Raw genomic sequence first — 22,918 nt, 5'->3', positions numbered from 1 at the left:
ACCGTGGGTGACATGCGCTTGAGCGACGCGGAACGCCAGGACGCCCTCGACGTCCTGGAGGAACACGTCCGCACCGGCCGCCTCGACATCGACGAGTACGGAACCCGGTCGGCGAAGGTGACGGCGGCGAAGCGGGTGAGCGAACTGATCCCGCTGTTCGACGACCTGCCGTCACCACGCCCGAGCGCGCTGCTGAACGGCGCGGCCGCGCCCGGGGTGCCGGTGATGGCCGGGGAGAGCGCGCTGTCGACGTTCCTGAACCGGAGCGCGGTGCCGATCGCGATCGTGCTGGCGATCGCGGTGCTGATCCTGTCCCGCGGTCGGTTGCTGATCATTTCGGTCGCGCTGCCGCTGGTGGTCGCGGCGATCGCGGGTATGCGCCGCCGCCGGTCGTGATCGTCGCGCCCGGCCTGGCTAGGCTGGGTGGAGTGGAACCGGTGGAGATCAACGCGGGCACCTACTACCTGCGCCAGCTGCGCGCCGACCGCCACATCGACGACCGGCCGTTGTTGATGGAGGCGTTCGCCGATCCGACGCACCGCAAGTACGTCCTGAACTACCGCCTGCGCACGCTCGACGAGGCCACCGAGTACGTGGCCTTGCGGGCGGCCCAGTGGGCGGGCGACGAGCGCTGTTCGTGGGCGATCGCGGAACCGACGTCGGGACGGCTCCTGGGCGAGGTGGGGCTGCGCGAGCTGAACCTCGACGCCGCGTACGCGGAGGCGACGATCTGGGTCCACCCGGCCGAGCGCGGCAAGGGCATCGCGACCACCGCGTTGAACGCCGCCCTGCGGTTCGGCTTCGGCGGGCTCGGGCTGACCGAGGTCAGCTACCGGTACGAAGAGAGCAACACGGCGTCGGCGATCGTGGCCGAGCGCTGCGGGTTCACGCTCGTCGGCCCGGAGGCGGACCGCGCCCCGACCGGGGAGAGGCTGATCCGCTGGCACCGGACGTCCTGACGGCCCCTCAGCTCACCGGCTCCACGATGCCCGCGCGGGCTTCCGGGGCCGCCGACCGCAGGGCGTCCGCCGCTTCGTCGCTCGGCTGGGACTGGGACTCGCGCTCGGCCTCCACCCGGGCCCGGTAGACCTCGATCTCGTGCTTCACCGTTTCGGGCGACCAGCCCAGCACTTCACCCACCAGGGTGGCCACCTGCTCGGCGCAGTCCACGCCGCGGTGCGCGTACTCGATCGAGATGCGCGTGCGGCGGGCCAGGACGTCCTCCAGGTGCAGGGCCCCTTCGTGCGAAGCCGCGTACACCACTTCGACGCCCAGGTAGTCCGGCGCGTGCTCGATCGGCTTCAGCAGCTCCGGGCGGCCCTCCGCCGAGGCCAGGACTTCGTGGACCAGTGAGCCGTAGCGATCCAGCAGGTGCCGGACCCGGTACGGGTGCAGGCCGTGCTCGGCGGCCAGGTGGTCGGCCTGGTTGACCAGCGCGTGGTAACCGTCCGCGCCCAGGAGGGGGACCTTGTCCGTGATCGACGGCTGCGACCGGCCCGGCAGGTCCACCGCCGCCGCGTCGACCGCGTCCGCCGCCATCACGCGGTACGTCGTGTACTTGCCGCCCGCGATCGCGACCAGCCCCGGGGCCACGCGGGCCACCGCGTGCTCGCGGGACAGCTTCGACGTCTCTTCGCTCTCCCCCGCCAGCAGCGGGCGAAGCCCCGCGTACACGCCTTCGATGTCGTCGTGGGTCAGCGGGGTCGCCAGGACCGTGTTGACGTGCTCGAGCAGGTAGTCGATGTCGTGCTTCGTCGCCGCCGGGTGGGCGAGGTCGAGGTTCCAGTCCGTGTCCGTCGTGCCGACGATCCAGTGGTTGCGCCACGGGATCACGAACAGCACCGACTTCTCGGTGCGCAGGATCATCCCCGACTCCGAGACGATCCGGTCGCGCGGGACGACGATGTGCACGCCCTTGCTCGCGCGCACCCGGAACCGCCCGCGGCCGCCGGACAGGCGCTGCAGCTCGTCGGTCCAGACGCCGGTGCAGTTGATCACCGCGGCGGCCGAAATCTCCGTCTCGCGGCCGTCCTCGACGTCGCGCACGCGCACACCGGACACCCGGTCGGCTTCGCGGAGGAACCCGACGACCTGGGTCGACGTCCGCACGACCGCGCCGTAGTGCGCCGCCGTCCTGGCCACCGTCATCGTGTGGCGGGCGTCGTCGGACTGGGCGTCGTAGTAGCGGATCCCGCCGATCAGCGCCGAGCGCTTGAGGGCCGGCACCATCCGCAGCGCGCCGGCGCGGGTGAGGTGCTTCTGGCCCGGGACGCTGCGGGCGCCGCCCATCGTGTCGTACATCAGCAGGCCCGCCGCGGTGTACGGCCGCTCCCACACGCGGTGCGTCAGCGGGTAGAGGAAGCTGACCGGCTTGACCAGGTGGGGCGCGATCGTCGTCAGCATCAGCTCGCGTTCGCGCAGCGCCTCGCGGACCAGGCCGAACTCGAGCTGCTCCAGGTACCGCAGGCCGCCGTGGAAGAGCTTGCTCGACCGGCTCGACGTCCCCGACGCGAGGTCACGGGCCTCGACGAGCGCGACCCGCAGCCCGCGCGTCGCGGCGTCCAGCGCCGTGCCCGCCCCGACCACACCGCCGCCGATGACGACGAGGTCGAAGGTCTCGTTGCCGAGCCGCTGCCACGTCTCTTCCCGCTTGACCGGGCCCAGTCGAGCCGGGTTCGTCTCCGCTGCGTGCTGCGCCACGTGACATTCCTCCTCGTGCCGGCGAGGCTTCCAGCATCGCACGACCCGGTGATCATCCGCCCGTCCACGGATGACACTTGTGGCGTAACCCTCCGCGACTCGACCTCGATCTTGACGGCGATCTTGACGGCGATCTTGAAAAGATTCGGCTGCCCGGTGCTTGGAAGTAGCTTCTACGCCCCGGTAACGTCGCGCGGACGTGGGTCGGCAACGGGGCCGTGGCACGCCGTGATCGACCCTGCGCAGAGTGTCCAGTGTGGAGGTGCAGCGGTGAGTGCTGGAGCGATAGTCGTCTGGGAAATACTGGGAACGGCCGCGCTGATCCTGCTCGGCAACGGTGTGGTCGCCAACCACGTGCTCCGCAAGAACAACGGTCATCAAGCAGGCTTCCTGTTCATCAACTTCGGCTGGGCGTTCGCCGTCTTCACCGGCGCCAGCATCGCCGCCCCGAGCGGGGCCCACCTCAACCCGGCCGTCACCCTCGGCCTGGCGATCGCGGACAAGACGCCGTGGGGCGACGTGCCGTTCTACTTCATCGGCCAGATGGTCGGCGCCATCCTCGGTGCCGTCCTCTGCTGGGCGGCGTACAAGCTGCAGTTCGACGACCACCCCGAGCCCGAGAACACGCTCGGCATCTTCTCCACCGCACCCCAGATCCCCAACACCGCCTGGAACCTCGTCACCGAGATCATCGGCACGTTCGTGCTGGTCGCCTGGATCCTGCTGAGCCCGACCTACGCGACCGCCGACGGCGGGACGCCGAACTTCGGCAACTCCGCACTGGGCTACGCGGGCGTCTCGTTCGTGGTGCTCGTGATCGGTACCTCCCTCGGCGGGCCGACGGGCTACGCCATCAACCCGGCCCGCGACCTCGGCCCCCGGATCGCCTACGCGTTCCTGCTGCCGATCAAGAACAAGGCCAACGCCAACTGGGGCTACTCGTGGATCCCGGTCGTCGGCCCGCTCGTCGGTGGCGCCCTCGCCGCCCTGCTGTACCTCGCCGTCCACAACCTGACCTGATCGCAAGTTCGACGGAATTCCGGGAGCACAAATGACTTCGTACGTAGCCGCGATCGACCAGGGCACCACGTCCACCCGGTGCATGATCTTCAACCACGAAGGCCGCGTCGTCTCGGTCGACCAGCGCGAGCACGAGCAGATCTTCCCCCGCGCCGGCTGGGTCGAGCACAACGCGGAAGAGATCTGGGAGAACACGCGCCGGGTCGCCGCGGGTGCGCTGGCCAAGGCCGACCTGACCGCCAAGGACATCGCCGCGGTCGGCATCACCAACCAGCGCGAGACCGCGCTCGTCTGGGACAAGACGACCGGCCGGCCGGTGTACAACGCGATCGTCTGGCAGGACACCCGCACCGACCGGATCGTCACCGAGCTCGGCAACCTCGGCGGCGGCCAGGAGCGCTACCGCGACAAGGTCGGCCTCCCGCTCGCGACCTACTTCTCCGGGCCCAAGATCAAGTGGATCCTGGACAACGTCGAAGGCGCTCGCGAGAAGGCCGAAGCCGGTGACCTGATCTTCGGCAACATGGACACCTGGGTGCTGTGGAACATGACCGGCGGGGCCGACGGCGGCGTGCACGTCACCGACCCGACCAACGCCTCCCGCACCATGCTGATGGACCTCGACACCCTGCAGTGGGACGCCGAGATCGCCGGCGAGATGGGCATCCCCCTTTCGATGCTGCCGGAGATCCGCTCCTCGTCCGAGGAGTACGGCAAGGTCCGCGAGAAGGGCGCGCTGGCCGGCGTCCCGATCGCGGGCATCCTGGGCGACCAGCAGGCCGCGACGTTCGGCCAGGCCTGCCTCTCGCCCGGCGAGGCCAAGAACACCTACGGCACCGGCAACTTCATGCTGCTCAACACCGGTACCGAGAAGGTGATGTCGCAGAACGGGCTGCTCACCACGATCTGCTACAAGATCGGCTCGAACGACACGGTGTACGCGCTGGAAGGCTCCATCGCCGTCACCGGTTCGCTGGTGCAGTGGCTGCGCGACAACCTCGGCATGATCTCGACCGCGGCCGAGATCGAGCAGCACGCGAGCACCGTCGAGGACAACGGCGGCGCGTACTTCGTCCCGGCGTTCTCGGGTCTGTTCGCTCCTTACTGGCGATCCGACGCTCGCGGGGCGATCGTCGGGCTCACCCGGTTCGTCAACAAGGGCCACCTCGCCCGGGCGGTGCTGGAGGCGACCGCCTTCCAGACCCGCGAGGTGCTCGACGCGATGAACGCCGACTCCGGTGTCCCGCTGAAGGCGCTCAAGGTGGACGGCGGCATGGTCGTCAACGAGCTCCTCATGCAGTTCCAGGCCGACATCCTCGGCGTGCCGGTGATCCGCCCGGTGGTCAACGAGACCACCGCGCTGGGTGCCGCGTACGCCGCCGGCCTCGCCGTAGGGTTCTGGAAGTCCGAGGACGACATCCGCACCAACTGGGCCCAGGACAAGCAGTGGGAGCCGGCCATGGACGACGCCCGCCGCGAGCGCGAGTACCGCAACTGGAAGAAGGCCGTCACGAAGACCTTCGACTGGGTCGAAGACGAGGACTGACCGGCGGTGGCCGGGGGTGCCGCCTGGTGGCGCTCCCGGCCCGCCCGCTCACACGGCCCAGCCCTCCGGCTCGCCCGACTGCTCGTTCGGGGCGATGATCATGAACGGGACGCCCTGGTCGTCGGTGACCCGCACCTGCCGCCCGTACGGCGAGTCGAAGGGCTGCCCCTCGACCGTGCCGCCCAATTCGGCCACCTTGGCCGCGCCGGCATCGGCGTCCGCCACCCAGAAGTACGCCGACCAGTACGAGGGCACCTCCGCGGGCACCGACTCGGGTACGGTGCCGAGGCCGCCGATCGGACGCCCGTCGAGCAGCAGCACCGTGTACGTGAAGCTGCCGCCGGAGATGTCCTGGAAGCCGTAGCCGAAGACCTCCTCGTAGAACGCCTTCGCCGCCGGGAAGCCGCGGCTCAGGCACTCGTTCCAGGCCAGGGTGCCCGGGGCCGCCGTGACCTGCGTGCCGATGTGGTTGCCGGCCTCCCAGAGGCCGAAGACCGCGCCCGCCGGGTCGGCCGCGATGGCCATCCGGCCCTCCTTCAGCACCTCCATCACCGGCATGACGAGCTGCCCGCCCGCCTCGGTGACGGCGGCGACCGTGTGGTCCACATCGGACACGGCGAGGTACGTCGTCCAGGCCGGGGGGATGTCCTGGCCCGGTGGGGTCTGCCCGATGCCGGCGACCGGACGGCCCCGCAGCCCGGCCATGCCGTAGAAGCCGGTCTCCTCACCGCCCCGTTGCACGTCCCAGCCGAACAGGCTGCCGTAGAAGGCGATCGCCTTGTCCTGATCGGGCACCATCAGGTCCACCCAGCTGGGCGTACCGTCGGGCCATCTTTCGTCCCGGAACACCATGCCGACTCCCAACCCCTCGTTCGCGCCGCCTTCGGTGACGGCCCGCACAGTGTGGCACCGGGCACCGACAAAAACCGGAAATCAGGCCTGGACCAGGCGGGCGTAGACGACGATGTTGTCGACGTAGTTGTGCGCGGACCGGTCGAAGACCCCGCCGCAGGTGATCAGCCGCAGTTCGGGACCGGCGGTGTCGTCGTAGACGCCTTCGCGTTCGAAGTCCTTCTTCGGCACTTGGTGCACCTTCGTCACTTCGAACACCGCCGTGGTGCCGTCCTTGCGGGCGATCGAGACGCGGTCGCCGGCAGCCAGCTCCTTGAGCCGGAAGAAGATGCCCTTCTGGTGGTTGCCGTCGACGTGCCCGAGGACGACGGCAGGCCCGGTCTCGCCCGGCGTCGGCGCGTAGGTGTACCAGCCGGCCTGCAGCGGCGTGGTCACCGGCGGCACCTGGACGGTGTTGTCCGGGTTGAGCCCGAGCGGGATCAGCGTCGAACGCGCGCCGATCTTCGGGATGTCGATCGAAACGGGCTCGGACTTGGGCAACGCCGCGACGGCGTCCTCACCGGCCGCCTGGGGCGTCGGAGCGAGGCTGACCGGTTGCGTGACCGGCTGGGCGGCGCCCTGGCCGGGGTCATCGCCACCGCCGCCGAGCGTCAGCGCGAGCACGGCCAGGGTGGCCGGCAACGCGGCGACGACGGCGATCAGGACGCCTCGCCTGCTCGTGATCCTCGTGGTCATGCCGTCCCCCTGGGTAGCACCTGCATGTTCACACGTTCAGGTGGCCCTTTCGGTTGGCTCCCGACGGTACCCCGCCCCTCCCGCGGCCTTCGGTGCGGTCAGCGCCGCCAGGAACGGCGGGCCAGCACGAGACCGCCGCCGCCGACGGCCAGCACGCCCATGGCGGCCGCGGCGGCGAAGGGCCCGTGGTCTTCGGAACCGCCACCGGTCTGCGGTGCTCCCGACGGCACCTTCGTCACCTGGCGATGTTCACCCAGAACGGTGAACTTCGCGGTCAGTTCCGCGCCGCCGCAGGAGAACGACACCTGGTAGACGCCCGGCTTCGCGGGCTGCACGACCGCCGCCGCGGCGGCGGCGGGTGCCTTGGCCGGGTCGTTCTGCGGGCCGACGCGCCGCAGGGCACCGACGGTGAGCACCGGGGACGTCGGGGTGCGCGTGCTCGCGGCTTCGCAGCCGAGCCGGATCTGCACCTTCGCGCCCGGACGGGCCGCGGTCGGCATGACGCGGAGGTACGCCTTCGGGTTCCCCGCGTGCCCGGCCGGCGTCGCGGCGAAAGCCGCCGGAGCCGAGAGCAGCAATCCGCTCGAAACGGCGGCTACGGCCAGGATCTTTTTCATTGCCATTCCTTTTTCCCTCCCCCGGGACTTCTGCTTCCGAAGACGTCCCTACCTGCGGCGGGGTTGATTCCAGGGCAAGAAAAAACCACCCCGGACGGGCTCCGGGGTGGTTCGTGGGCGTTTCCGGGAAATCAGCCCGCCATGCTGCCGTCGCCGGCCTTCGCGGCGCCCGAAGGCACCCTCGCGACCTGGGCGGCGGGCACGGTGAACTGCGTGGTGTATGTCTGGCTGCCACAGGTCACGCTCAGCGGGTACGTCCCCGCCGCGGTGCCCGGCTTCAGCTCGACGTCGGCGCTGATGTTCGCGTCGGCGCCCATGAACGGGCCGGGCGTGTAGTTGGCGAAGGTCAGCACCGGCGAGGAGAACGCCGGTGAAGGGCCGTCGCACTTCGCCAGAGCCACGTTCGGCGCGTCGCGGACGTACTTGTCCACGAGCGTCTGGTTGATCGCGGTGTTGACGTTGAGCTGGACGCTGCCCTTGGCCGGCGCGCCGCTCGGCGCCGGGACCGTGCTCTGCTGCGCCATCGCCGGTCCCGTCAGCGCCGTCGCCCCGAACACCGCTGCCGCAACCAAAAACACCGTCTTGCGCACCTTCACACCCTTCGCGTCCTTCAGCCTTACAACCGACAAGACGCGACGGGGCGCGACGGGTTGCCTACCGGATCAGTCGAGATCGTCGTGGCGCATGAGCTGGCGGCCGGCCTCGGTGATCGAGCCCGACAGCGACGGGTACACCGAAAATGTCAGTGCCAGGTGGTCCACTGTGAGCTGGTTCTGGACGGCGAGCGCGATGGGAAGGATGAGCTCGCTCGCCTGCGGCGCCACGACGACTCCACCGACGACCACGCCGGTGGCGGGGCGGCAGAACAGCTTCACGAAGCCTCGGCGGAGGCCCTCCATCTTCGCGCGCGCGTTGGTGGCCAGGGGCAGCATGATGGTGCGCGCGGGCACCTCGCCGGAGTCGATCGCCTGCTGGCTGATGCCGACGGTGGCGATCTCCGGGTGGGTGAACACGTTGGCGGCGACGGTCTTGAGCTTGATCGGCGCAACGCCTTCGCCCAGCGCGTGCCACATCGCGATGCGGCCCTGCATGCTCGCCACCGAGGCCAGCATGAGCACGCCGGTGCAGTCGCCGGCGGCGTAGATCCCGGGAACGGAGGTGCGCGAAACGCGGTCGACGGTGATGAACCCGCCGGGGCCGGGCTCGATGCCGACCTTGTCCAGGCCGATGTCCCGGGTGTTGGGCACCGAGCCGACGGTCATCAGCGCGTGGCTGGCTTCGATCACGCGGCCGTCGGCGAGGAAGATCTCGACGCCCTTTTCGGTGCGCTCGACGCGGTCGGCGCGCGCCTGCTTCGCGACGGTCGTGCCGCGCTGGGAGAAGACCTCTTCGAGCACCGCGGCGGCGTCGGCGTCCTCGTGCGGGAGGACGCGGTCACGGCTGGAGACGACGGTGACCTTGACGCCCATCTCGGTGTAGGCGGAGGCGAACTCGGCGCCGGTGACGCCCGAGCCGATCACGGCGAGGTGCTCGGGCAGCTCCTGGAGCTCGTAGAGCTGACGCCAGTCGAGGATGCGCTCGCCGTCGGGGACCGCGCCGGGCAGCACGCGCGGGGTGGCGCCGGTGGCGATGAGGACGACGTCAGCGGGCAGCTTCTCGGTGCCGTCCTTGGTCGTGACGGCGACCTTGTGCGTCGCCAGGCCGGGCTCTTCGTCGCAGAAGCGCGCTTCGCCGGCGATGACGCGGACGCCTTCGCGCTGGACGCGGGCGCGGATGTCGGCGGACTGGGCGAGCGCGAGGCCCTTCACCCGGCCGTGGACGGTCGGGAGGTCGATGCTGGTGTCGGCCAGGTCGGTGTTGATGCCGAGCTCACCGAGGTCGTGCATCTTGGCCAGCGCGCCGGAGCTGGCGATGAACGTCTTCGAGGGGACGCAGTCGTAGAGGACGCAGGCGCCACCCAGGCCGTCCCGCTCGACGATCGTGACGTCGGCTCCGTGCTGGGCCGCGACCAGCGCGGCTTCGTAGCCGGCGGGGCCCCCGCCCATGATCACGATCCTGGTCACCTGGGTCCTCCTCTGGGCTGTTCGTGCGGTGCTCTCACCGTACGCGGCGAAGGTGACCGGACACCGAAGTGGGCGAACACGGCGAGTGCGTCCACTCGGGTGAGGGAGGTGTCGCTACGCTGTCGGCGTGCCGTTGTATGCCGCGTACGGATCGAACATGGAGCCCGCCCAGATGCTGGAGCGCGCGCCGCACTCTCCGATGGCCGGCACCGGCTGGCTGGAGGGCTGGCGCCTGACCTTCGGCGGCGAGGACCTGGGGTGGGAAGGTGCCCTGGCCACGATCGTCGAGGACCCCGGATCACGGGTGTTCGTCGTGTTGTACGACGTGACCCCGCTGGACGAGGACGGGCTGGACCGCTGGGAAGGCGGCGAGCTGGGCATCCACTCGAAGATCCGCCTCAGAGTCCAGACGATGGACGGCTCGGTCCTGGCCTGGCTGTACGTCCTGGACGCCTACGAAGGCGGCCTCCCGTCAGCCCGCTACCTGGGCGTCCTGGCCGACGCCGCCGAGGCGGCCGGCGCCCCCGCCGACTACGTCGACGACCTCCGAACCCGCCCCTGCTCCGGCATAACCGGCTAACCGACCCTCCAGGTACGCAAGCCGACGTTCCAGGTACGCGAACCGACCCTCCAGGTACGCAAGCCGACGTTCCAGGTACGCGAACCGACCCTCCAGGTACGCCGACTACGCAGCCCGGACTCGAAGGACCTCACGCAACTCGCGAAGGACCCGAGCCGGATCACGGAGGTCAGCGGCGGCGGCGCGAATGGTGATCCACCCACGGCCCGCCATCCGCCGGTCCCGCTCGGCGTCGGCGTCCTGTCGGCTCTCGTGCGCCGCGAACCCGTCGTACTCGAGTGCGACGCGCCGCTCGGGCCAAGCCATGTCGAGCACGTACAGCAGCTTGCCCTCAATGTCGTTGATCGGGTACTGCACCTCCGGAGCCGGCAATCCGGCCTCGACCACGATCAGTCTCAGCATGCTCTCGGGCGGCGATTCGGCCTTGCCGTCGGCGAGGGCGAGCATCGACAGCGCCCTGTGGATACCTTGGCGGCTCACACGGTCGACAAGGCGGTCGCGAACGTTGTCGCGGAGCTTCTCGAGGTGGTCCGGCGGCAGCCCGCGCATGGCCTCTTCGACCGCCGCGAACGCGGTCGGCTTGTCACCGCGGCAGAGGAAATCGGCCAGCGCGAGGTCCAGGCTGAAGGCTGGCAAACCGTCGATTTCGATCACGTCGTGCGGCTCGTAATCGCTCTGGTGCACGACCAGCCCGGGCTTGGATCTAACCCGTCGTGAGTAGGGAACGGTGAGATGGATATCCGCACCATCGACCACCGAAATCCCATGCAGCGCAAGAGAAGTCGCCCCCGAGAGAACTGCTGGCGGACCGGCCAGGAGCAGCGCCGCCTCCGCCCGGGTCGCCGTCTTCAGCGAGTCCGAAGCCGGCACCACTACGCCTCGCCAAGGCTGCGCGAGCAGCCCTCCGGCGAGCGCCTGACGGACCGCCCGTTGGCCCAGCACCTCGACGGCTTCGCTACGCAGAGCCGCCCCGTGTCGTCCTCCCCAATTGATCACAGAATCGAGCATGAGGGCCTTCCGCGGTCGACGGAAGACCCTCATGCTCAGCCTGTGGACAACTCGGCCAACCTGTGGACAACTCAGTACCCAGAGGGTCGGTTCGCGTACCTGGAAGGTCGGCTTGCGTACCTGGAGGGTCGGTTAGGCGAGGGTGGTTAGGGCTGTGTGGACCAGGGTTCGGACTCCGCAGAGGAGGGCTCGCTCGTCGAGGACGAACGTGGGGCGGTGGATGTCCGACTGGGGGGCCGGGGGGCCGGGCCAGACGCCTAGGCGGGCGAAGGCTCCCTGGACGTGCTCCAGGTACCAGCCGAAGTCCTCGCCTCCGGAGGACTGCTCCGTCTGGGCCACCGCGCCCTCGCCGAGGGCGGCCTCGACGCCGGCGCGCATCAGGGCCGTCGACTCCGGGTCCGAGACCACCGGCGGAACGCCCCGGCGGTAGTCCAGTTGGAAGCCGACGCCGGTGGGGGCCAGGAGGGACTCCACCGAAGCGGCCACCAGCGGCTCCAAGGCCGTCCAGACCTCGTGGTCCGCCGTGCGCAGGGTGCCGCGCAGGACGCCGTCCTGGGGGACCGCGTTGGCCGCCTGGCCCGCGTGGACCGCTCCCCACACCAGGATCGTCCCGGACCGCGGGTCGACGCGGCGGGAGAGCACCGCGGGCAGGGACGTGATCACCGTGCCCAGCGCGTGCACCAGGTCCGCCGTCAGGTGCGGGCGGGACGTGTGGCCGCCCGGGGACGTCAGGCGCAGCTCGATCAGGTCCGCCGCCGAGGTCAGCGCGCCGACGCGCATCCCGACCGACCCCACCTCGAGGCGCGGGTCGACGTGCAGGCCGTAGATCCGCTCGACGCCCTCCAGCGCGCCCGCCGCGATCATGTCCAGCGCTCCCCCCGGCATGACCTCCTCGGCGGGCTGGAAGATCAGCCGGACGCGGCCCGGCAGCTCCGGCGCGCCGGCCAGGGCGCGGGCCGCGCCCAGCAGGATCGCCGTGTGGGCGTCGTGGCCGCACATGTGGGCCGCGCCCTCGGTCGTCGACGCGTACGGCAGGCCGGTCGCCTCCGTCAGCGGCAGCGCGTCCATGTCCGCGCGCAGCGCCACGCACCGCTCACCACTGCCGATGTCGCAGACGACACCCGTACCGCCCGGCAGCACCCACGGCTTGAGCCCGACCGAACGCAGCAGCGTGACGACCAGTTCCGTGGTCGCGAACTCGTGCCGCGACAGCTCCGGGTGCGCGTGGATGTGCCTTCGCCAGGCCAGCACGTCGGTCGCGTTGGCGCGCAGCCAGTCGTCCAGCCAGAACGGGCCGCGGCCCGCACCAAGGTCCTCCACGGGAGCCATGCTTACGCCGGCTTCGGAAATGAGCGCCTCGGACCCCTCCATGGGGTTGATGATGCGCCCATGGGGGTCGCCTGGAACGTCCGGCCGTGAGTCCAACACCGTCACGCCGCACCTCCTCCCGCAACACGGGTAACCCGCGCAGCGGCTGGGGTCACGCGTCGTGCCGATCGATCTGTACGCATTTGCAGACGATCGTGCACCATGCAGGCGGCAAGCCGCGCCTCGAAAAGCGCCGTCCTAGACGGCCGGTACCGGATCTGCGTTGAACGGCGTGCACCACTTCGGCAAAGCCGAAAACCTCAGGACCCCTTGGCCCGCTTCGAACGGATCTTGCGGCCCCAGATCACGATGCCGAGCAGGACGACCGCGAGCAGGCCCGCGATCAGCTTGTTCCTGGTCTTTTCGCTGTTCGCCTTGTCCGTCTGCGCCGGGTCGAGCACCGGGCCCGGGTTGACCGTGGTCTGCGCCGGGACCAGCACCGGAGAAGCGTGCGCCGCCGACATCGTCACGGCCACCGGGCGCACCGGAGCGGCATACGCGGGCGACGCGGTGAACAGCACCGCCCCGAGCAGCCCGACCAGGACCAGACCCCGCAGTTTCGCCATGTCATCCCTTCGCCGCCACCAGGCATTCTGCCCGCGGACCGCCCGCGCGTCAGCCACTGAACGCGTCGAGGATCCGCTGTGCACCGAGGGTAGCCGTCAGTTCACCGTCGCGCACCGCCCGTTCGACGTCCGGAACGACCGTTCGCACGTCCGGATGCGCCGCCAGCCGACCCAGCAGCTGCTCGCGGACCATCGCCCACGTCCAGTCGACCTGCTGCTGCCGCCGCCGGGCGGCCAGCTCGCCGGACGCGGTCAGCGTGTCGCGGTGCTGCTCGATCGCGCCCCAGACCTCGTCGAGCCGCAGGTTGTGCAGGCCGCTGCAGGTCAGCACCGGCGGTGTCCACGACGCCTCGGGCCCGTAGATCATCCGCAGCGCGCCCGCCAGCTCCCGCGCCGCCCGCCGGGCGTCCCGCTCGTGGTCGCCGTCGGCCTTGTTGACCGCGATGACGTCGGCGAGCTCCAGCACGCCCTTCTTGATGCCCTGCAGCTGGTCGCCGGTGCGCGCCAGGGTCAGGAACAGGAAGCAGTCGACCATGTTCGCGACGGTCACTTCGGACTGTCCCACCCCGACGGTCTCGACCAGCACGACGTCGTAGCCCGCCGCCTCCATCAGCACGATCGTCTCGCGGGTCGCCCGCGCGACGCCGCCAAGCGTCCCGGACGTCGGCGACGGGCGGATGAACGCCCGTTCGTCGACCGCCAGCCGCGCCATCCGGGTCTTGTCGCCGAGGATCGACCCGCCGGTCCGGGTGGACGACGGGTCGACGGCCAGCACGGCTACCCGGTGGCCGGCCGCGGTCAGGTCGGTGCCCAGCTGGTCGATGAATGTCGACTTACCGACACCGGGGACGCCGGTGATGCCGACGCGCCGCGCGCCGCCCGACGCGGGCAGCAGCTCGACGAGCAGCTCCTGCGCCAGCGCCCGGTGGTCGTCACGCTGCGACTCGACCAGCGTGATCGCCTTCGACAGCATCCCGCGGTCCCCCGCGAGCACCCCCTTGGCGTAGGCGGTGACGTCGATCCTGCGCGGCAAGGGTCAGGACTCCTGCGCCGACAGCTGGCCGAGCAGGTCGATGGCCGCGTCCGCGAGCACCGTGCCGGGGCCGAAGATCGCCGCCGCCCCGGCCTCGCGCAGCGCCGGGTAGTCCTGCGGCGGTATGACGCCGCCGACGACCACCATGATGTCCTCGCGGCCCAGCTCGGCCAGCTCGTGCCGCAGCGCGGGCACCAGCGACAGGTGCCCGGCGGCCAGTGACGAGACGCCGACGACGTGCACGTCCGCTTCGATCGCCTGCCGCGCCACCTCGGCCGGGGTGGAGAACAGCGGGCCGACGTCGACGTCGAAGCCGAGGTCGGCGAACCCGGTGGCGATCACCTTCTGGCCGCGGTCGTGGCCGTCCTGGCCCATCTTCGCGACGAGGATCCGGGGGCGGCGGCCCTCCTCCGCGGCGAACTCGTCGACCAGCTGACGGGCCTTCTCGACGTTCTGCGTCTTCCCCACCTCCTCGCGGTAGACACCCGAGATCGTCCGGATCTGCCCGGAGTGCCGTCCCCAGATCTTCTCGAGCGCGTCGGAGATCTCGCCGACCGTGGCCTTCGCGCGGGCCGCGTCGATGGCCAGTTCCAGGAGGTTGCCGCCATTGCCGGCGCCCTCGGTGAGCCGCCGCAGCGCGTCTTCCGTCGCCGCGGAGTCGCGTTCGGACCGCAGCCGGCGCAGCTTCTCCAGCTGCTGGGCGCGGACGCCGGCGTTGTCGACCTTGAGGACGTCGATCTCTTCGTCGTCGGTGACCTGGTACTTGTTGACGCCGATCACCGGCTGCCGCCCGGAGTCGATGCGCGCCTGGGTGCGCGCGGCGGCCTCCTCGATGCGCAGCTTGGGGATACCGGCGTCGATCGCGCGAGCCATGCCGCCGGCCTGCTCGACCTCGGTGATGTGGCCCCAGGCCTTGCGCGCGAGGTCGTAGGTCAGCTTCTCGACGAACGCAGACCCACCCCACGGGTCGATCACGCGCGTGGTGCCGGACTCCTGCTGCAGCAGCAGCTGGGTGTTGCGGGCGATCCGCGCGGAGAAGTCCGTCGGCAGCGCGAGGGCCTCGTCGAGGGCGTTCGTGTGCAGCGACTGCGTGTGCCCCTGGGTCGCGGCCATCGCCTCGACGCAGGTCCGCACGACGTTGTTGTAGACGTCCTGCGCGGTCAGCGACCAGCCGGACGTCTGGGAGTGCGTACGCAGCGAAAGAGACTTCGACGACGAAGGGTTGAAGCCCTTCACCAGCTTCGCCCACAGCAGCCGGGCCGCGCGCAGCTTCGCGACCTCCATGAAGAAGTTCATGCCGATCGCCCAGAAGAACGACAGCCGCGGCGCGAACTTGTCGACGCTCAGCCCCGCGTCGACCCCCGACCGGATGTACTCGACGCCGTCGGCCAGGGTGTAGGCGAGCTCCAGGTCGGCCGTCGCGCCGGCTTCCTGCATGTGGTAGCCGGAGATGGAGATCGAGTTGTACTTCGGCATGTGCTGCGAAGTGAAGGAGAAGATGTCGGAGATGATCCGCATCGACGGCTGCGGCGGGTAGATGTAGGTGTTGCGGACCATGAACTCCTTGAGGATGTCGTTCTGGATGGTCCCCGCGAGCTGCTCCGGCTTCACCCCCTGCTCCTCCGCCGCGACGACGTACAGCGCGAGCACCGGCAGCACCGCGCCGTTCATCGTCATCGACACCGACATCTTGTCGAGCGGGATGCCGTCGAAGAGCTGGCGCATGTCGTAGATGGAGTCGATGGCCACGCCCGCCATGCCGACGTCACCCGAGACGCGCGGGTGGTCGGAGTCGTAGCCGCGGTGGGTGGCCAGGTCGAAGGCGACCGAAAGGCCCTTCTGCCCGGCCGCGAGGTTGCGCCGGTAGAAGGCGTTGGACTCCTCGGCGGTGGAGAACCCGGCGTACTGGCGGATGGTCCACGGCTGGTTGACGTACATCGTCGGGTACGGCCCGCGCAGGAAGGGCGCGATGCCGGGGTAGGTGCCCAGGAAGTCCACATCGGACAGGTCGGCGGCGGTGTAGACCGGCTTGACGCCGATGCCCTCCGGCGTCTCCCAGGCCAGGGCGTCCGGGCCCTTGCCGGTGGCGTCCTCCACCGCGCGCGCCCACGCGTCGCGGTCGCCCGGCGACGGCGTGCCGAGGTCGAGACCGGCGAAGTTCGGGATGCTCATCGCGTGACTCCCAGCTTGGCGTGCAGGCCGTTGAGGACTTCCAGAGCGTCGCAACCGGCGAAGACGTTCGCGTCGACGCCGTCGTAGCTGCCCTTGCCCGCGAGCAGGACGTACTCGGCGCCCAGCGACGCGGCGACGTCGGCCGCCTGGGCGGCGTAGGCGTCGTCGGTGCCGCAGAGGCAGGCGATCCGGGCCCCGGATTCACGGAACGCGCCCGGCAGGTCGTCGGTCGCGCCCGGGTTGACGGCTTCGATCCCGCCCGCCTGGAAAAGGTTGGCGGCGAACCCGGCGCGCGTGGTGTGCGCGGCGACCGGGCCGAGGGTCGCGAGGAAGATCTTCGGCCGAGAGCCGTGCGAAGCGAGGTACGCGTCCGAAGCGTCCCGCAGGGCTTCGAAGCCTTCGGCGTACCGGTGCCGCGGCAGCCCACCTTCCACAGTGGACCCGGCCGGCTCCCGCACCACCGGCTTCTCGGCCAGGTTCGGGAACTCGCTGACGCCGGTGAGCGGGTCGCGCCGGGTGGCGATCCGCTGGGACCGCTTCTCCCACGTCGCCGCCAGCCGCCCGGCCAGCGCACCGGAGGCCAGCGAGGCCACCAGGCCACCCTCGCCCTCGATGGCGGTGAACTCGGCCCAGGCCGCGTGCGCGAGGTCGTCGGTGAGCTTCTCGACGTACCAGGAGCCGCCCGCCGGGTCGGCCACGCCGGCCAGCTTGGACTCCTCCAGCAGCACGGCGTGGGTGTTGCGGGCGATCCGCGCGGAGAAGGCGTCGGGCCGGCCGATCGCCGCGTCGAACGGCAGCACGGTGACCGCGTCCGCGCCGCCGACACCCGCGCCGAAGCAGGCCACGGTCGTGCGCAGCATGTTCACCCAGGGGTCGCGCTGGGTCAGCATGGCCGGCGACGTCACGGCGTGCTGGCGCATCGGCGAGGTGAAGCCGCAGACCTCGGCGACCCGGGCCCACAGGCGGCGCGCCGCCCGCAGCTTCGCGATGGTGGAGAACTGGTCGGCGGTCGCGGCGAGCCGGAACTCCAGCTGCCCGGCCGCGGCCTCGACGTCGAGCCCGGCGTCCGTCAGCGACCGCAGGTACGTGACCCCGGCCGCGACCAGCGCGCCCAGCTCCTGCGCGTCCGAGCCGCCCGCCTCGTGGAACGGGAGGCCGTCGGCGACGATCGTCCGCACGTTCGGGTACTTCCCGGCGACACGCGCCGCGAGCGCGGCCGCCGGTTCCAGTGCCACGTCGGCGCCGGACCGGGCGGCCCGCCCGATCGGGTCGGCACCCAGCACGGCGGTGGCTTCGCTCGCCGGGATCTCGCGCTCGTCGAACAGTTCGAACAGCGCTTCGGAGGCGGCTTCGTACTGAGCACCCGCATCCAGCACGACCGGTGCCAGGTCGAGGTAGACCTCGTTCAGCGCGTCGGCCAGCGCCGCGGGCGGCACGGAGAGCCAGATCGACGTCACGCCGCCTTCGAGGTCGGCGAGGATCGCCTTGTTGACCGCGCGGCCGTCGTCGCCGGTGAACCGGGCGCGGACGTCCCAGCCGGTGCTGACCTGCCCTTCCGGCCGGGACCCGCGCACGTACGGCGGCAGGCCGGGGAAGCCGATGTCGCCGGGGACGTCCTCGGCCGTGTACAGCGGCTGGATCTCGATCCCGTCGTAGGTCCGCGTGACGAGCTTGCTCTCCGGGGCGCCCGCGAAGTCCTCCGGCAGCTTCCCGCTCTTGCGCAGCACGCCCGCGACCAGCTCCTGCCACTGCTCACGCGTCGCCTGGGGGAACTCGGCCGCGAGGTCGAGCTCGGAGATCGGCACTGACTCCGGACCGGCCACATCAGTCATAACCTGTGATGGTAGAGGCACTCGCCGCGCTCGACCTGTGAGTCTGGTCGCGCTAGGGGCAGGGTTAGGGGCCGGAACGCGCACGCTGCGTCGAGACGGCCGGTCGCGTACGCCACAATTGGCGCGTGCCCCCCTCCAGCGAAGAGACACGAGTGGTCGCCGGTCGCTACCGGCTGCGTTCGGTGCTCGGCTCCGGGTCGATGGGCACCGTCTGGTCCGCCTACGACGAGTTCCTGCACCGGCAGGTCGCCGTCAAGGAGATGAAGGTGCCGCCGGGCATCCCGGCGTCGCAGGCCGACGAGCTGCGGGAGCGCACGCTGCGCGAAGCCCGTGCGATCGCCGTGCTCTCCCACCCGAACGTGATCATCCTGCACGACGTCGCCCGCGAGGACGACCAGCCGTTCGTGGTGATGGAGCTGCTGCCCTCGCGCAGCCTGGCGCACATCCTGCGCGACCACGGGCCGCTGACCGTCGGGCAGGCGGCCGCGGTCGGCATCGCCGTGGCCTCGGCCCTGGAGGCCGCGCACGCCGCCGGGATCACCCACCGCGACGTCAAGCCGGGCAACGTCCTGGTGGCCAGCGACGGCCGGATCAAGCTGACCGACTTCGGCATCGCCCGGAACGTCTCCGAGGCGACCATGACCCGCACCGGGATCATGCTCGGCTCGCCCGCCTACATCGCCCCCGAGGTGGCCTCCGGCGGTGCCGTCACGCCGGCCGCGGACCTGTGGGGCCTCGGCGCCACGCTGTTCGCCGCGGTCGAGGGCGCGCCGCCGTACGACGCCGACGGCGACCCGCTGGAGACGGTCGGCAAGGTCGTCAACGGGAAGGTCCCGAAGCCGAAGGCCGGCCCGCTCGCCGACGTGATCAGCGCGTTGATGAAGAAGGAGCCCGGGCAGCGGATCACGCTGCGAGAGGTCCGGCACCGGCTCTACCCGCTGCAGACGAAGACGCCGCTCGACCTGTTCGGGCCCGAGCTGTTCCGCACCCCGGACGGCAAGAAGACGTCCGCGCAGCCGGACGCGACCGACACCCAGATCATCAAGACCGTCCTGCCCGAGAAGGAGACGGCCAAGGCGGAGAAGAAGGCCGAAGCGTCGAGCAGCGAGCTCGCCGCCGACCCGGGCCCGCTGCCGTTCCTGCGCCCGCCGGCGCCATCGGCTCCCACCGCGGCGGCGCCGACGGTGTTCGTCCCGCCGCCGCCGCGGCCGGCGCGGCGCAGTTCCACGGCCACCGCAGTGCTCGTCGCGCTCGCGATCCTGCTCTTCCTGCTCGCCGCGGGCGGCGGGTTCGCCCTGGCCAGGGCGGTCGGCGGCCAGTCGCTGCTGCCGCCGGCGGCCGCCCCGCGGAGCACGTCGAACGGGGTGACCGACGTGCCGCCGCCGTCGCTGGTGCAGCAGTCCGGCGACGCCAGCTACGTGACCGGCAACGGCGGCCAGTTCGGCCTCCAGGTGCCGGACGGCTGGCAGAAGTTCGTCGCCCCGCACACGACGACGAAGTTCGGGGCGAGCACGGCGGTCCAGTACGTCTCCCCCGACGGCCGCCGGTCGCTGCGGGTGGAACGGCTGGTGAAGTACTTCGCCCAGTACCCCGACGACAACGAGTACATCAACTGGCTGAAGGGGTCCTACCCGGGCAACGCGTTCCAGGTCTACGACCCGACACCGCTGCCGGGCGGCAAGGGCTCGACGCTGACCTACCGCCTGGCCGAGGGCGGCACCCTCCCGGACGGCGACGGCGGCGGCACCCGGGTGACGTTCATGAACCTGATCCAGGCGGGTACCAGCCTGTGGCTGCTGTCGGTGACCGTGCCGGCCGAGCAGGAGGACTCGGGCCGCCGTGACGTCTTCGACCGGGTCGCCCCGACGCTGAGCGTCTCGGACTAGCCCTCCGGCGGCCGGCCGAGGAGCTCGCGGGAGACCTGCTCCTGGGCGAGGTGGCGCAGGCCGGCGAAGATGCGGTCGCCCAGCACGGTCGCCACCAGGCCGGTCTCGATGATCTTGTCGAACGACGTCAGGCCGCGGACCGTGTCGATGTCCAGTTCCGCGACGCGCATGGCCAGTTCCGCGTACTCCTCGAGGTGGCCGGCCAGCTTCTCCTGGCCCAGCTCCTTGGCCGTCGCCAGTGCCGCGATCAGGTTGGCCATCGCGCGGTGCTCCGGCGGGTGCGCCTTCCAGCCCTGGCGGGCCAGCAGGTCCGCCAGCAGCCCGGACGCCCACTCGGCGGCCTCGTCGGACACCTTCGGCGGGGGCCCGGCCAGCTCCTGCTGGACCACGCCCATCGTCCGGTGCGGGGTTTCGGCGCCGTCGATCGCAGTGAGCACGACGCCGACCGAGGCCAGCGGCAGCCCGCCGACCTCGGTGAGGGCCTTGATCAGCCGCAGCCGCTGGACGTGCGCCGCCGAGTAGCGCGCCTGGTTCGGGCTGGTTCGCTCGCCGGGCGGGAGCAGGCCCTCGCGCAGGTAGAACTTGACGGTCGCGACCGGCACCCCGGACTCGGCGCTCAGCTCGGCCATCCGCATGCGTTTCCGCTCCGATCCCGGGGCCCATCTCGGGGACAACCCTGAAGACTTCTCAGCATGGATAGTTTAGCTTTCCAAAACGGAGAGCATGACTATCCGTTCTGGGAGGAACCATGACCATCCTTGCCGATCTCCGGAGCAGAACGAACACATGGCACCGGCCGTCCGCGCTCGCGGCTGTCGCACTAGGGGCGGTTGCCGTGCTGTGCGTCGGCGCCATGGTTCTCGACCAGCGGACCCTGGCCGGGGCGCCGATCTGGGCGAAGCCGTTCAAGTTCGCGGTGTCCGGGGCGCTGTACTTCGCCACCTGGAGCTGGCTCGTCTCGCTGCTGCCGAAGTTCCGACGTACCGCGGGCCTGCTCACCAACCTGCTGGTCGCCATCTTCGCCGCCGAGTACGTCCTGCTGGTGTTCCAGGCCGCGCGCGGCCGCGCGAGCCACTTCAACTTCGCGACCCCGCTGGACGCCGCCGTCTTCGGCAGCATGGCCGTGATGATCGCCGTGCTGTGGGTCACGACGCTGGCGCTCACGGTGCTGATGCTGTTCACGAAGCTGCCCGACCGGGCGTCGTACTGGGCGGTGCGCACCGGGGCCGTCCTGTCACTGGTGGGGATCACGCTCGGGCAGCTGATGACGTCACCGACCGCGCGGCAGCTCGCGCAGTGGAAGGCCGGCGGGCCGCGGGACATGGTCGGCGGCCACACGGTCGGTCTCGAAGACGGCGGCCCCGGCCTGCCGATCCTCGGCTGGAGCACGGTGGGCGGCGACCTGCGGATCCCGCACTTCGTCGGGATGCACGCGCTGCAGGCCCTGCCGCTGCTCGCCATCGCGCTGGCCGCGCTCGCCCCGCGGTTCACGCGGCTGCGTGACGACGTCGTCCGCGCCCGGCTCGTCCTGATCGGCGCGGCCGGGTACGCGGGCCTGATCGCGCTGGTCACCTGGCAGGCGCTGCGGGCGCAGTCGATCGTGCACCCGGACGCGACGACGCTCGGGGCGTTCGCGCTCCTGGTCGCGGCGGTGGGCCTGGGCTCGTGGGCCGCGGTGCGTGTCCGATGACCCTCTTCGACCTGGCCTTCCCGCTGGCGGCGCCGTTCTGGGCGTTGCTGATCCTGGCCCCGAAGTGGCGCTGGACGGAACGGATCATGCGCTCGCCGTGGGTCCCGCTGCTGCCCCTGGTCTGCTACTTCGGGCTGGTCCTGCCGCACTTCGGCGAGTGGGGCCGGGCGATGCTCCGGCCCGACCTCGGCGTGCTGCAGACGCTGCTGGCCACGCCGTGGGGCGCCGGGCTCGTCTGGGCGCACCTCATCGCGTTCGACCTGTTCATCGCACGGTGGATGCACTTCGAGGGGCGCTCGGCCGGGCTCTCGCCGTGGGTGGTCAGCCCGATCCTGCTGCTGACGATCTTCCTCTCGCCGTTCGGGCTGGTGGTGTTCCTCCTGGTGCGCGCGGCCCGGTTACGCTCCCTCGCATGACTGAACAAGAAGCCGCGAGCGCCATCGCCAAGCGCACCGGCGTTGACGCGCACGACATCGCGGTGGTCCTGGGGTCGGGCTGGCGCCCGGCGGCGGACGTCATCGGGGAGTGCGAGACGGAGATCCCGTTCGCCGAACTGCCCGGTTTCACCACGCCCGGCGCGGTGGGGCACGGCGGCACCATCCGCTCGCTGACGATCGGCGACAAGAACGTCCTGGTCATGCTCGGGCGGACGCACTTCTACGAGGGCAAGGGCATCGACCCGGTGGTGCACAACGTGCGCACCGCGGCGGCGGCCGGCGTCCGGACGGTGCTGCTGACGAACGCGGCCGGCGGCCTGCGCGAGGGCTTCCAGGTCGGCCAGCCGGTGCTGATCGCCGACCACCTGAACCTGACCGCGCGCTCGCCGATCGTCGGCGCGAACTTCGTCGACCTGACCGACCTGTACTCGAAGCGGCTGCGGGACATCGCCCGCGAGATCGACCCGTCGCTGGAAGAAGGCGTCTACGCGGGCCTGACCGGGCCGCACTTCGAGACGCCGGCGGAGATCCGGATGCTGCGCACACTGGGCGCGGACCTGGTCGGCATGTCGACGGTGCTGGAGGCGATCGCCGCCCGCGCGGCCGGCGTCGAGGTCTTCGGCCTGTCGCTGGTGACGAACCTGGCCGCGGGCATGACCGGCGAGCCGCTGAACCACCAGGAAGTCCTGGAAGCCGGCCAGGCCGCGGCCACCAAGATGGGCTCCCTGCTCCGCGAGCTGGTCACCCGCGCCTGACGAGTTCCGGCTTGGATCACGTACGTTCGGGTTACAAACCCGAACACCCCGGTTCGGG

Annotated in this window: 22 protein-coding genes; 9 read left to right on the top strand and 13 right to left on the bottom strand. The window is 70.9% G+C overall.

Annotated features, from left to right (window positions below; all coding sequences use genetic code 11):
* Positions 1-3 precede the first annotated feature (3 nt).
* Both ABZX11_RS27115 and ABZX11_RS27110 read left to right on the top strand, forming a co-directional pair.
* Entirely contained in the window at positions 4-396 is a 393-nt protein-coding gene (locus ABZX11_RS27115) for a DUF1707 domain-containing protein (protein ID WP_354917894.1), read from the top strand.
* 32 nt (positions 397-428) lie between these two features.
* Entirely contained in the window at positions 429-959 is a 531-nt protein-coding gene (locus ABZX11_RS27110) for a GNAT family N-acetyltransferase (RefSeq protein ID WP_176173088.1), read from the top strand.
* Between the two features lie 7 nt (positions 960-966).
* On the opposite strand, the gene ABZX11_RS27105 is transcribed toward ABZX11_RS27110, so the two are convergent.
* Positions 967-2,700, bottom strand: coding sequence for a glycerol-3-phosphate dehydrogenase/oxidase (locus ABZX11_RS27105; protein WP_354917890.1), 1,734 nt, complete (start codon positions 2,698-2,700; stop codon positions 967-969).
* A 270-nt stretch (positions 2,701-2,970) separates the two neighbouring features.
* Between ABZX11_RS27105 and ABZX11_RS27100 the strand changes: the two genes are divergently transcribed.
* Together ABZX11_RS27100 and glpK are read left to right on the top strand one after the other, a co-directional pair.
* Complete coding sequence (locus ABZX11_RS27100; protein ID WP_354917887.1) at positions 2,971-3,720, top strand: MIP/aquaporin family protein; 750 nt, start codon at positions 2,971-2,973, stop codon at positions 3,718-3,720.
* A 31-nt stretch (positions 3,721-3,751) separates the two neighbouring features.
* Positions 3,752-5,266 (top strand): glycerol kinase GlpK, encoded by a 1,515-nt coding sequence (gene glpK / locus ABZX11_RS27095; RefSeq protein WP_176173091.1) that lies wholly within the window; start codon positions 3,752-3,754, stop codon positions 5,264-5,266.
* A gap of 48 nt (positions 5,267-5,314) precedes the next feature.
* On the opposite strand, the gene ABZX11_RS27090 is transcribed toward glpK, so the two are convergent.
* From ABZX11_RS27090 to ABZX11_RS27070, 5 genes are all read right to left on the bottom strand, one after another.
* Positions 5,315-6,118, bottom strand: a complete 804-nt coding sequence (locus ABZX11_RS27090) for a VOC family protein (protein WP_354917884.1) — start codon at positions 6,116-6,118, stop codon at positions 5,315-5,317.
* A gap of 81 nt (positions 6,119-6,199) precedes the next feature.
* Complete coding sequence (locus ABZX11_RS27085; protein ID WP_176173093.1) at positions 6,200-6,853, bottom strand: class F sortase; 654 nt, start codon at positions 6,851-6,853, stop codon at positions 6,200-6,202.
* 98 nt (positions 6,854-6,951) lie between these two features.
* Positions 6,952-7,470, bottom strand: a complete 519-nt coding sequence (locus ABZX11_RS27080) for a hypothetical protein (RefSeq protein WP_176173094.1) — start codon at positions 7,468-7,470, stop codon at positions 6,952-6,954.
* A gap of 131 nt (positions 7,471-7,601) precedes the next feature.
* Positions 7,602-8,060, bottom strand: a complete 459-nt coding sequence (locus ABZX11_RS27075) for a hypothetical protein (RefSeq protein WP_176173095.1) — start codon at positions 8,058-8,060, stop codon at positions 7,602-7,604.
* Between the two features lie 72 nt (positions 8,061-8,132).
* Positions 8,133-9,533: an NAD(P)H-quinone dehydrogenase gene (locus ABZX11_RS27070; protein WP_176173096.1), complete on the bottom strand. Its 1,401-nt coding sequence runs from the start codon at positions 9,531-9,533 to the stop codon at positions 8,133-8,135.
* Positions 9,534-9,660: 127 nt separating this feature from the next.
* Here ABZX11_RS27070 and ABZX11_RS27065 point away from each other — a divergent pair, with 127 nt between their 5' ends.
* Positions 9,661-10,113: a gamma-glutamylcyclotransferase gene (locus ABZX11_RS27065; RefSeq protein WP_217709632.1), complete on the top strand. Its 453-nt coding sequence runs from the start codon at positions 9,661-9,663 to the stop codon at positions 10,111-10,113.
* Positions 10,114-10,218: 105 nt separating this feature from the next.
* On the opposite strand, the gene ABZX11_RS27060 is transcribed toward ABZX11_RS27065, so the two are convergent.
* The 6 genes from ABZX11_RS27060 to ABZX11_RS27035 form a co-directional block, all read right to left on the bottom strand.
* A complete protein-coding gene (locus ABZX11_RS27060) occupies positions 10,219-11,052 on the bottom strand; it encodes a DUF559 domain-containing protein (protein ID WP_354918173.1) in 834 nt (277 codons plus the stop codon).
* A gap of 201 nt (positions 11,053-11,253) precedes the next feature.
* Positions 11,254-12,555, bottom strand: a complete 1,302-nt coding sequence (locus ABZX11_RS27055; protein ID WP_354917879.1) for an amidohydrolase — start codon at positions 12,553-12,555, stop codon at positions 11,254-11,256.
* A gap of 194 nt (positions 12,556-12,749) precedes the next feature.
* The gene (locus ABZX11_RS27050; RefSeq protein WP_176173098.1) at positions 12,750-13,055 is read right to left on the bottom strand and encodes a hypothetical protein; all 306 of its coding nucleotides are present in this window, start codon (positions 13,053-13,055) and stop codon (positions 12,750-12,752) included.
* 49 nt (positions 13,056-13,104) lie between these two features.
* Positions 13,105-14,088: a methylmalonyl Co-A mutase-associated GTPase MeaB gene (meaB, locus tag ABZX11_RS27045; protein ID WP_354917876.1), complete on the bottom strand. Its 984-nt coding sequence runs from the start codon at positions 14,086-14,088 to the stop codon at positions 13,105-13,107.
* Between the two features lie 3 nt (positions 14,089-14,091).
* Positions 14,092-16,260 carry a methylmalonyl-CoA mutase gene (gene scpA, locus ABZX11_RS27040; protein WP_354917873.1) on the bottom strand — a complete coding sequence of 723 codons (2,169 nt, stop codon included), beginning with the start codon at positions 16,258-16,260 and terminating at the stop codon, positions 14,092-14,094.
* The gene (locus tag ABZX11_RS27035) at positions 16,257-18,092 is read right to left on the bottom strand and encodes a methylmalonyl-CoA mutase family protein (protein ID WP_354917870.1); all 1,836 of its coding nucleotides are present in this window, start codon (positions 18,090-18,092) and stop codon (positions 16,257-16,259) included. Before ABZX11_RS27035 ends, scpA begins: the two co-directional genes overlap by 4 nt.
* 152 nt (positions 18,093-18,244) lie before the next feature.
* Between ABZX11_RS27035 and ABZX11_RS27030 the strand changes: the two genes are divergently transcribed.
* A complete protein-coding gene (locus ABZX11_RS27030; RefSeq protein ID WP_354918170.1) occupies positions 18,245-19,978 on the top strand; it encodes a serine/threonine-protein kinase in 1,734 nt (577 codons plus the stop codon).
* Here the strand turns inward: ABZX11_RS27030 and ABZX11_RS27025 are convergent.
* Positions 19,975-20,607 carry a MerR family transcriptional regulator gene (locus ABZX11_RS27025; protein WP_254896985.1) on the bottom strand — a complete coding sequence of 211 codons (633 nt, stop codon included), beginning with the start codon at positions 20,605-20,607 and terminating at the stop codon, positions 19,975-19,977. The genes ABZX11_RS27030 and ABZX11_RS27025 overlap by 4 nt on opposite strands.
* Before the next feature lie 119 nt (positions 20,608-20,726).
* Between ABZX11_RS27025 and ABZX11_RS27020 the strand changes: the two genes are divergently transcribed.
* The 3 genes from ABZX11_RS27020 to ABZX11_RS27010 are packed head-to-tail and all read left to right on the top strand — an operon-like array spanning position 20,727 to position 22,860.
* Entirely contained in the window at positions 20,727-21,668 is a 942-nt protein-coding gene (locus ABZX11_RS27020; protein WP_354917867.1) for a hypothetical protein, read from the top strand.
* Entirely contained in the window at positions 21,665-22,084 is a 420-nt protein-coding gene (locus tag ABZX11_RS27015; protein ID WP_354917864.1) for an ABA4-like family protein, read from the top strand. Before ABZX11_RS27020 ends, ABZX11_RS27015 begins: the two co-directional genes overlap by 4 nt.
* On the top strand, positions 22,081-22,860 hold the full coding sequence (locus tag ABZX11_RS27010) for a purine-nucleoside phosphorylase (RefSeq protein WP_354917861.1): 780 nt from the start codon (positions 22,081-22,083) through the stop codon (positions 22,858-22,860). The genes ABZX11_RS27015 and ABZX11_RS27010 overlap by 4 nt, the downstream gene beginning before the upstream one ends.
* Positions 22,861-22,918 lie beyond the last annotated feature (58 nt).

Origin of the sequence: Amycolatopsis sp. NPDC004169 (genome assembly GCF_040610315.1) — a bacterium.
Classification (GTDB): Bacteria; Actinomycetota; Actinomycetes; order Mycobacteriales; family Pseudonocardiaceae; genus Amycolatopsis.
Note: the sequence above shows the minus strand (reverse complement) of the source record. Positions and strands in the feature narration are given on the sequence as shown.

What these genes read in the sequence shown, in the direction of transcription:
- ABZX11_RS27090 (WP_354917884.1), bottom strand. Translation starts at nt 6,118, where the DNA reads ATGGTGTTCCGGGACGAAAGATGGCCCGACGGTACGCCCAGCTGGGTG.
- ABZX11_RS27025 (WP_254896985.1), bottom strand. Translation starts at nt 20,607, where the DNA reads ATGGCCGAGCTGAGCGCCGAGTCCGGGGTGCCGGTCGCGACCGTCAAG.
- scpA (WP_354917873.1), bottom strand. Translation starts at nt 16,260, where the DNA reads ATGAGCATCCCGAACTTCGCCGGTCTCGACCTCGGCACGCCGTCGCCG.
- glpK (WP_176173091.1), top strand. Translation starts at nt 3,752, where the DNA reads ATGACTTCGTACGTAGCCGCGATCGACCAGGGCACCACGTCCACCCGG.
- ABZX11_RS27015 (WP_354917864.1), top strand. Translation starts at nt 21,665, where the DNA reads ATGACCCTCTTCGACCTGGCCTTCCCGCTGGCGGCGCCGTTCTGGGCG.
- ABZX11_RS27020 (WP_354917867.1), top strand. Translation starts at nt 20,727, where the DNA reads ATGACCATCCTTGCCGATCTCCGGAGCAGAACGAACACATGGCACCGG.
- ABZX11_RS27050 (WP_176173098.1), bottom strand. Translation starts at nt 13,055, where the DNA reads ATGGCGAAACTGCGGGGTCTGGTCCTGGTCGGGCTGCTCGGGGCGGTG.
- ABZX11_RS27085 (WP_176173093.1), bottom strand. Translation starts at nt 6,853, where the DNA reads ATGACCACGAGGATCACGAGCAGGCGAGGCGTCCTGATCGCCGTCGTC.
- ABZX11_RS27080 (WP_176173094.1), bottom strand. Translation starts at nt 7,470, where the DNA reads ATGAAAAAGATCCTGGCCGTAGCCGCCGTTTCGAGCGGATTGCTGCTC.
- ABZX11_RS27010 (WP_354917861.1), top strand. Translation starts at nt 22,081, where the DNA reads ATGACTGAACAAGAAGCCGCGAGCGCCATCGCCAAGCGCACCGGCGTT.
- ABZX11_RS27035 (WP_354917870.1), bottom strand. Translation starts at nt 18,092, where the DNA reads ATGACTGATGTGGCCGGTCCGGAGTCAGTGCCGATCTCCGAGCTCGAC.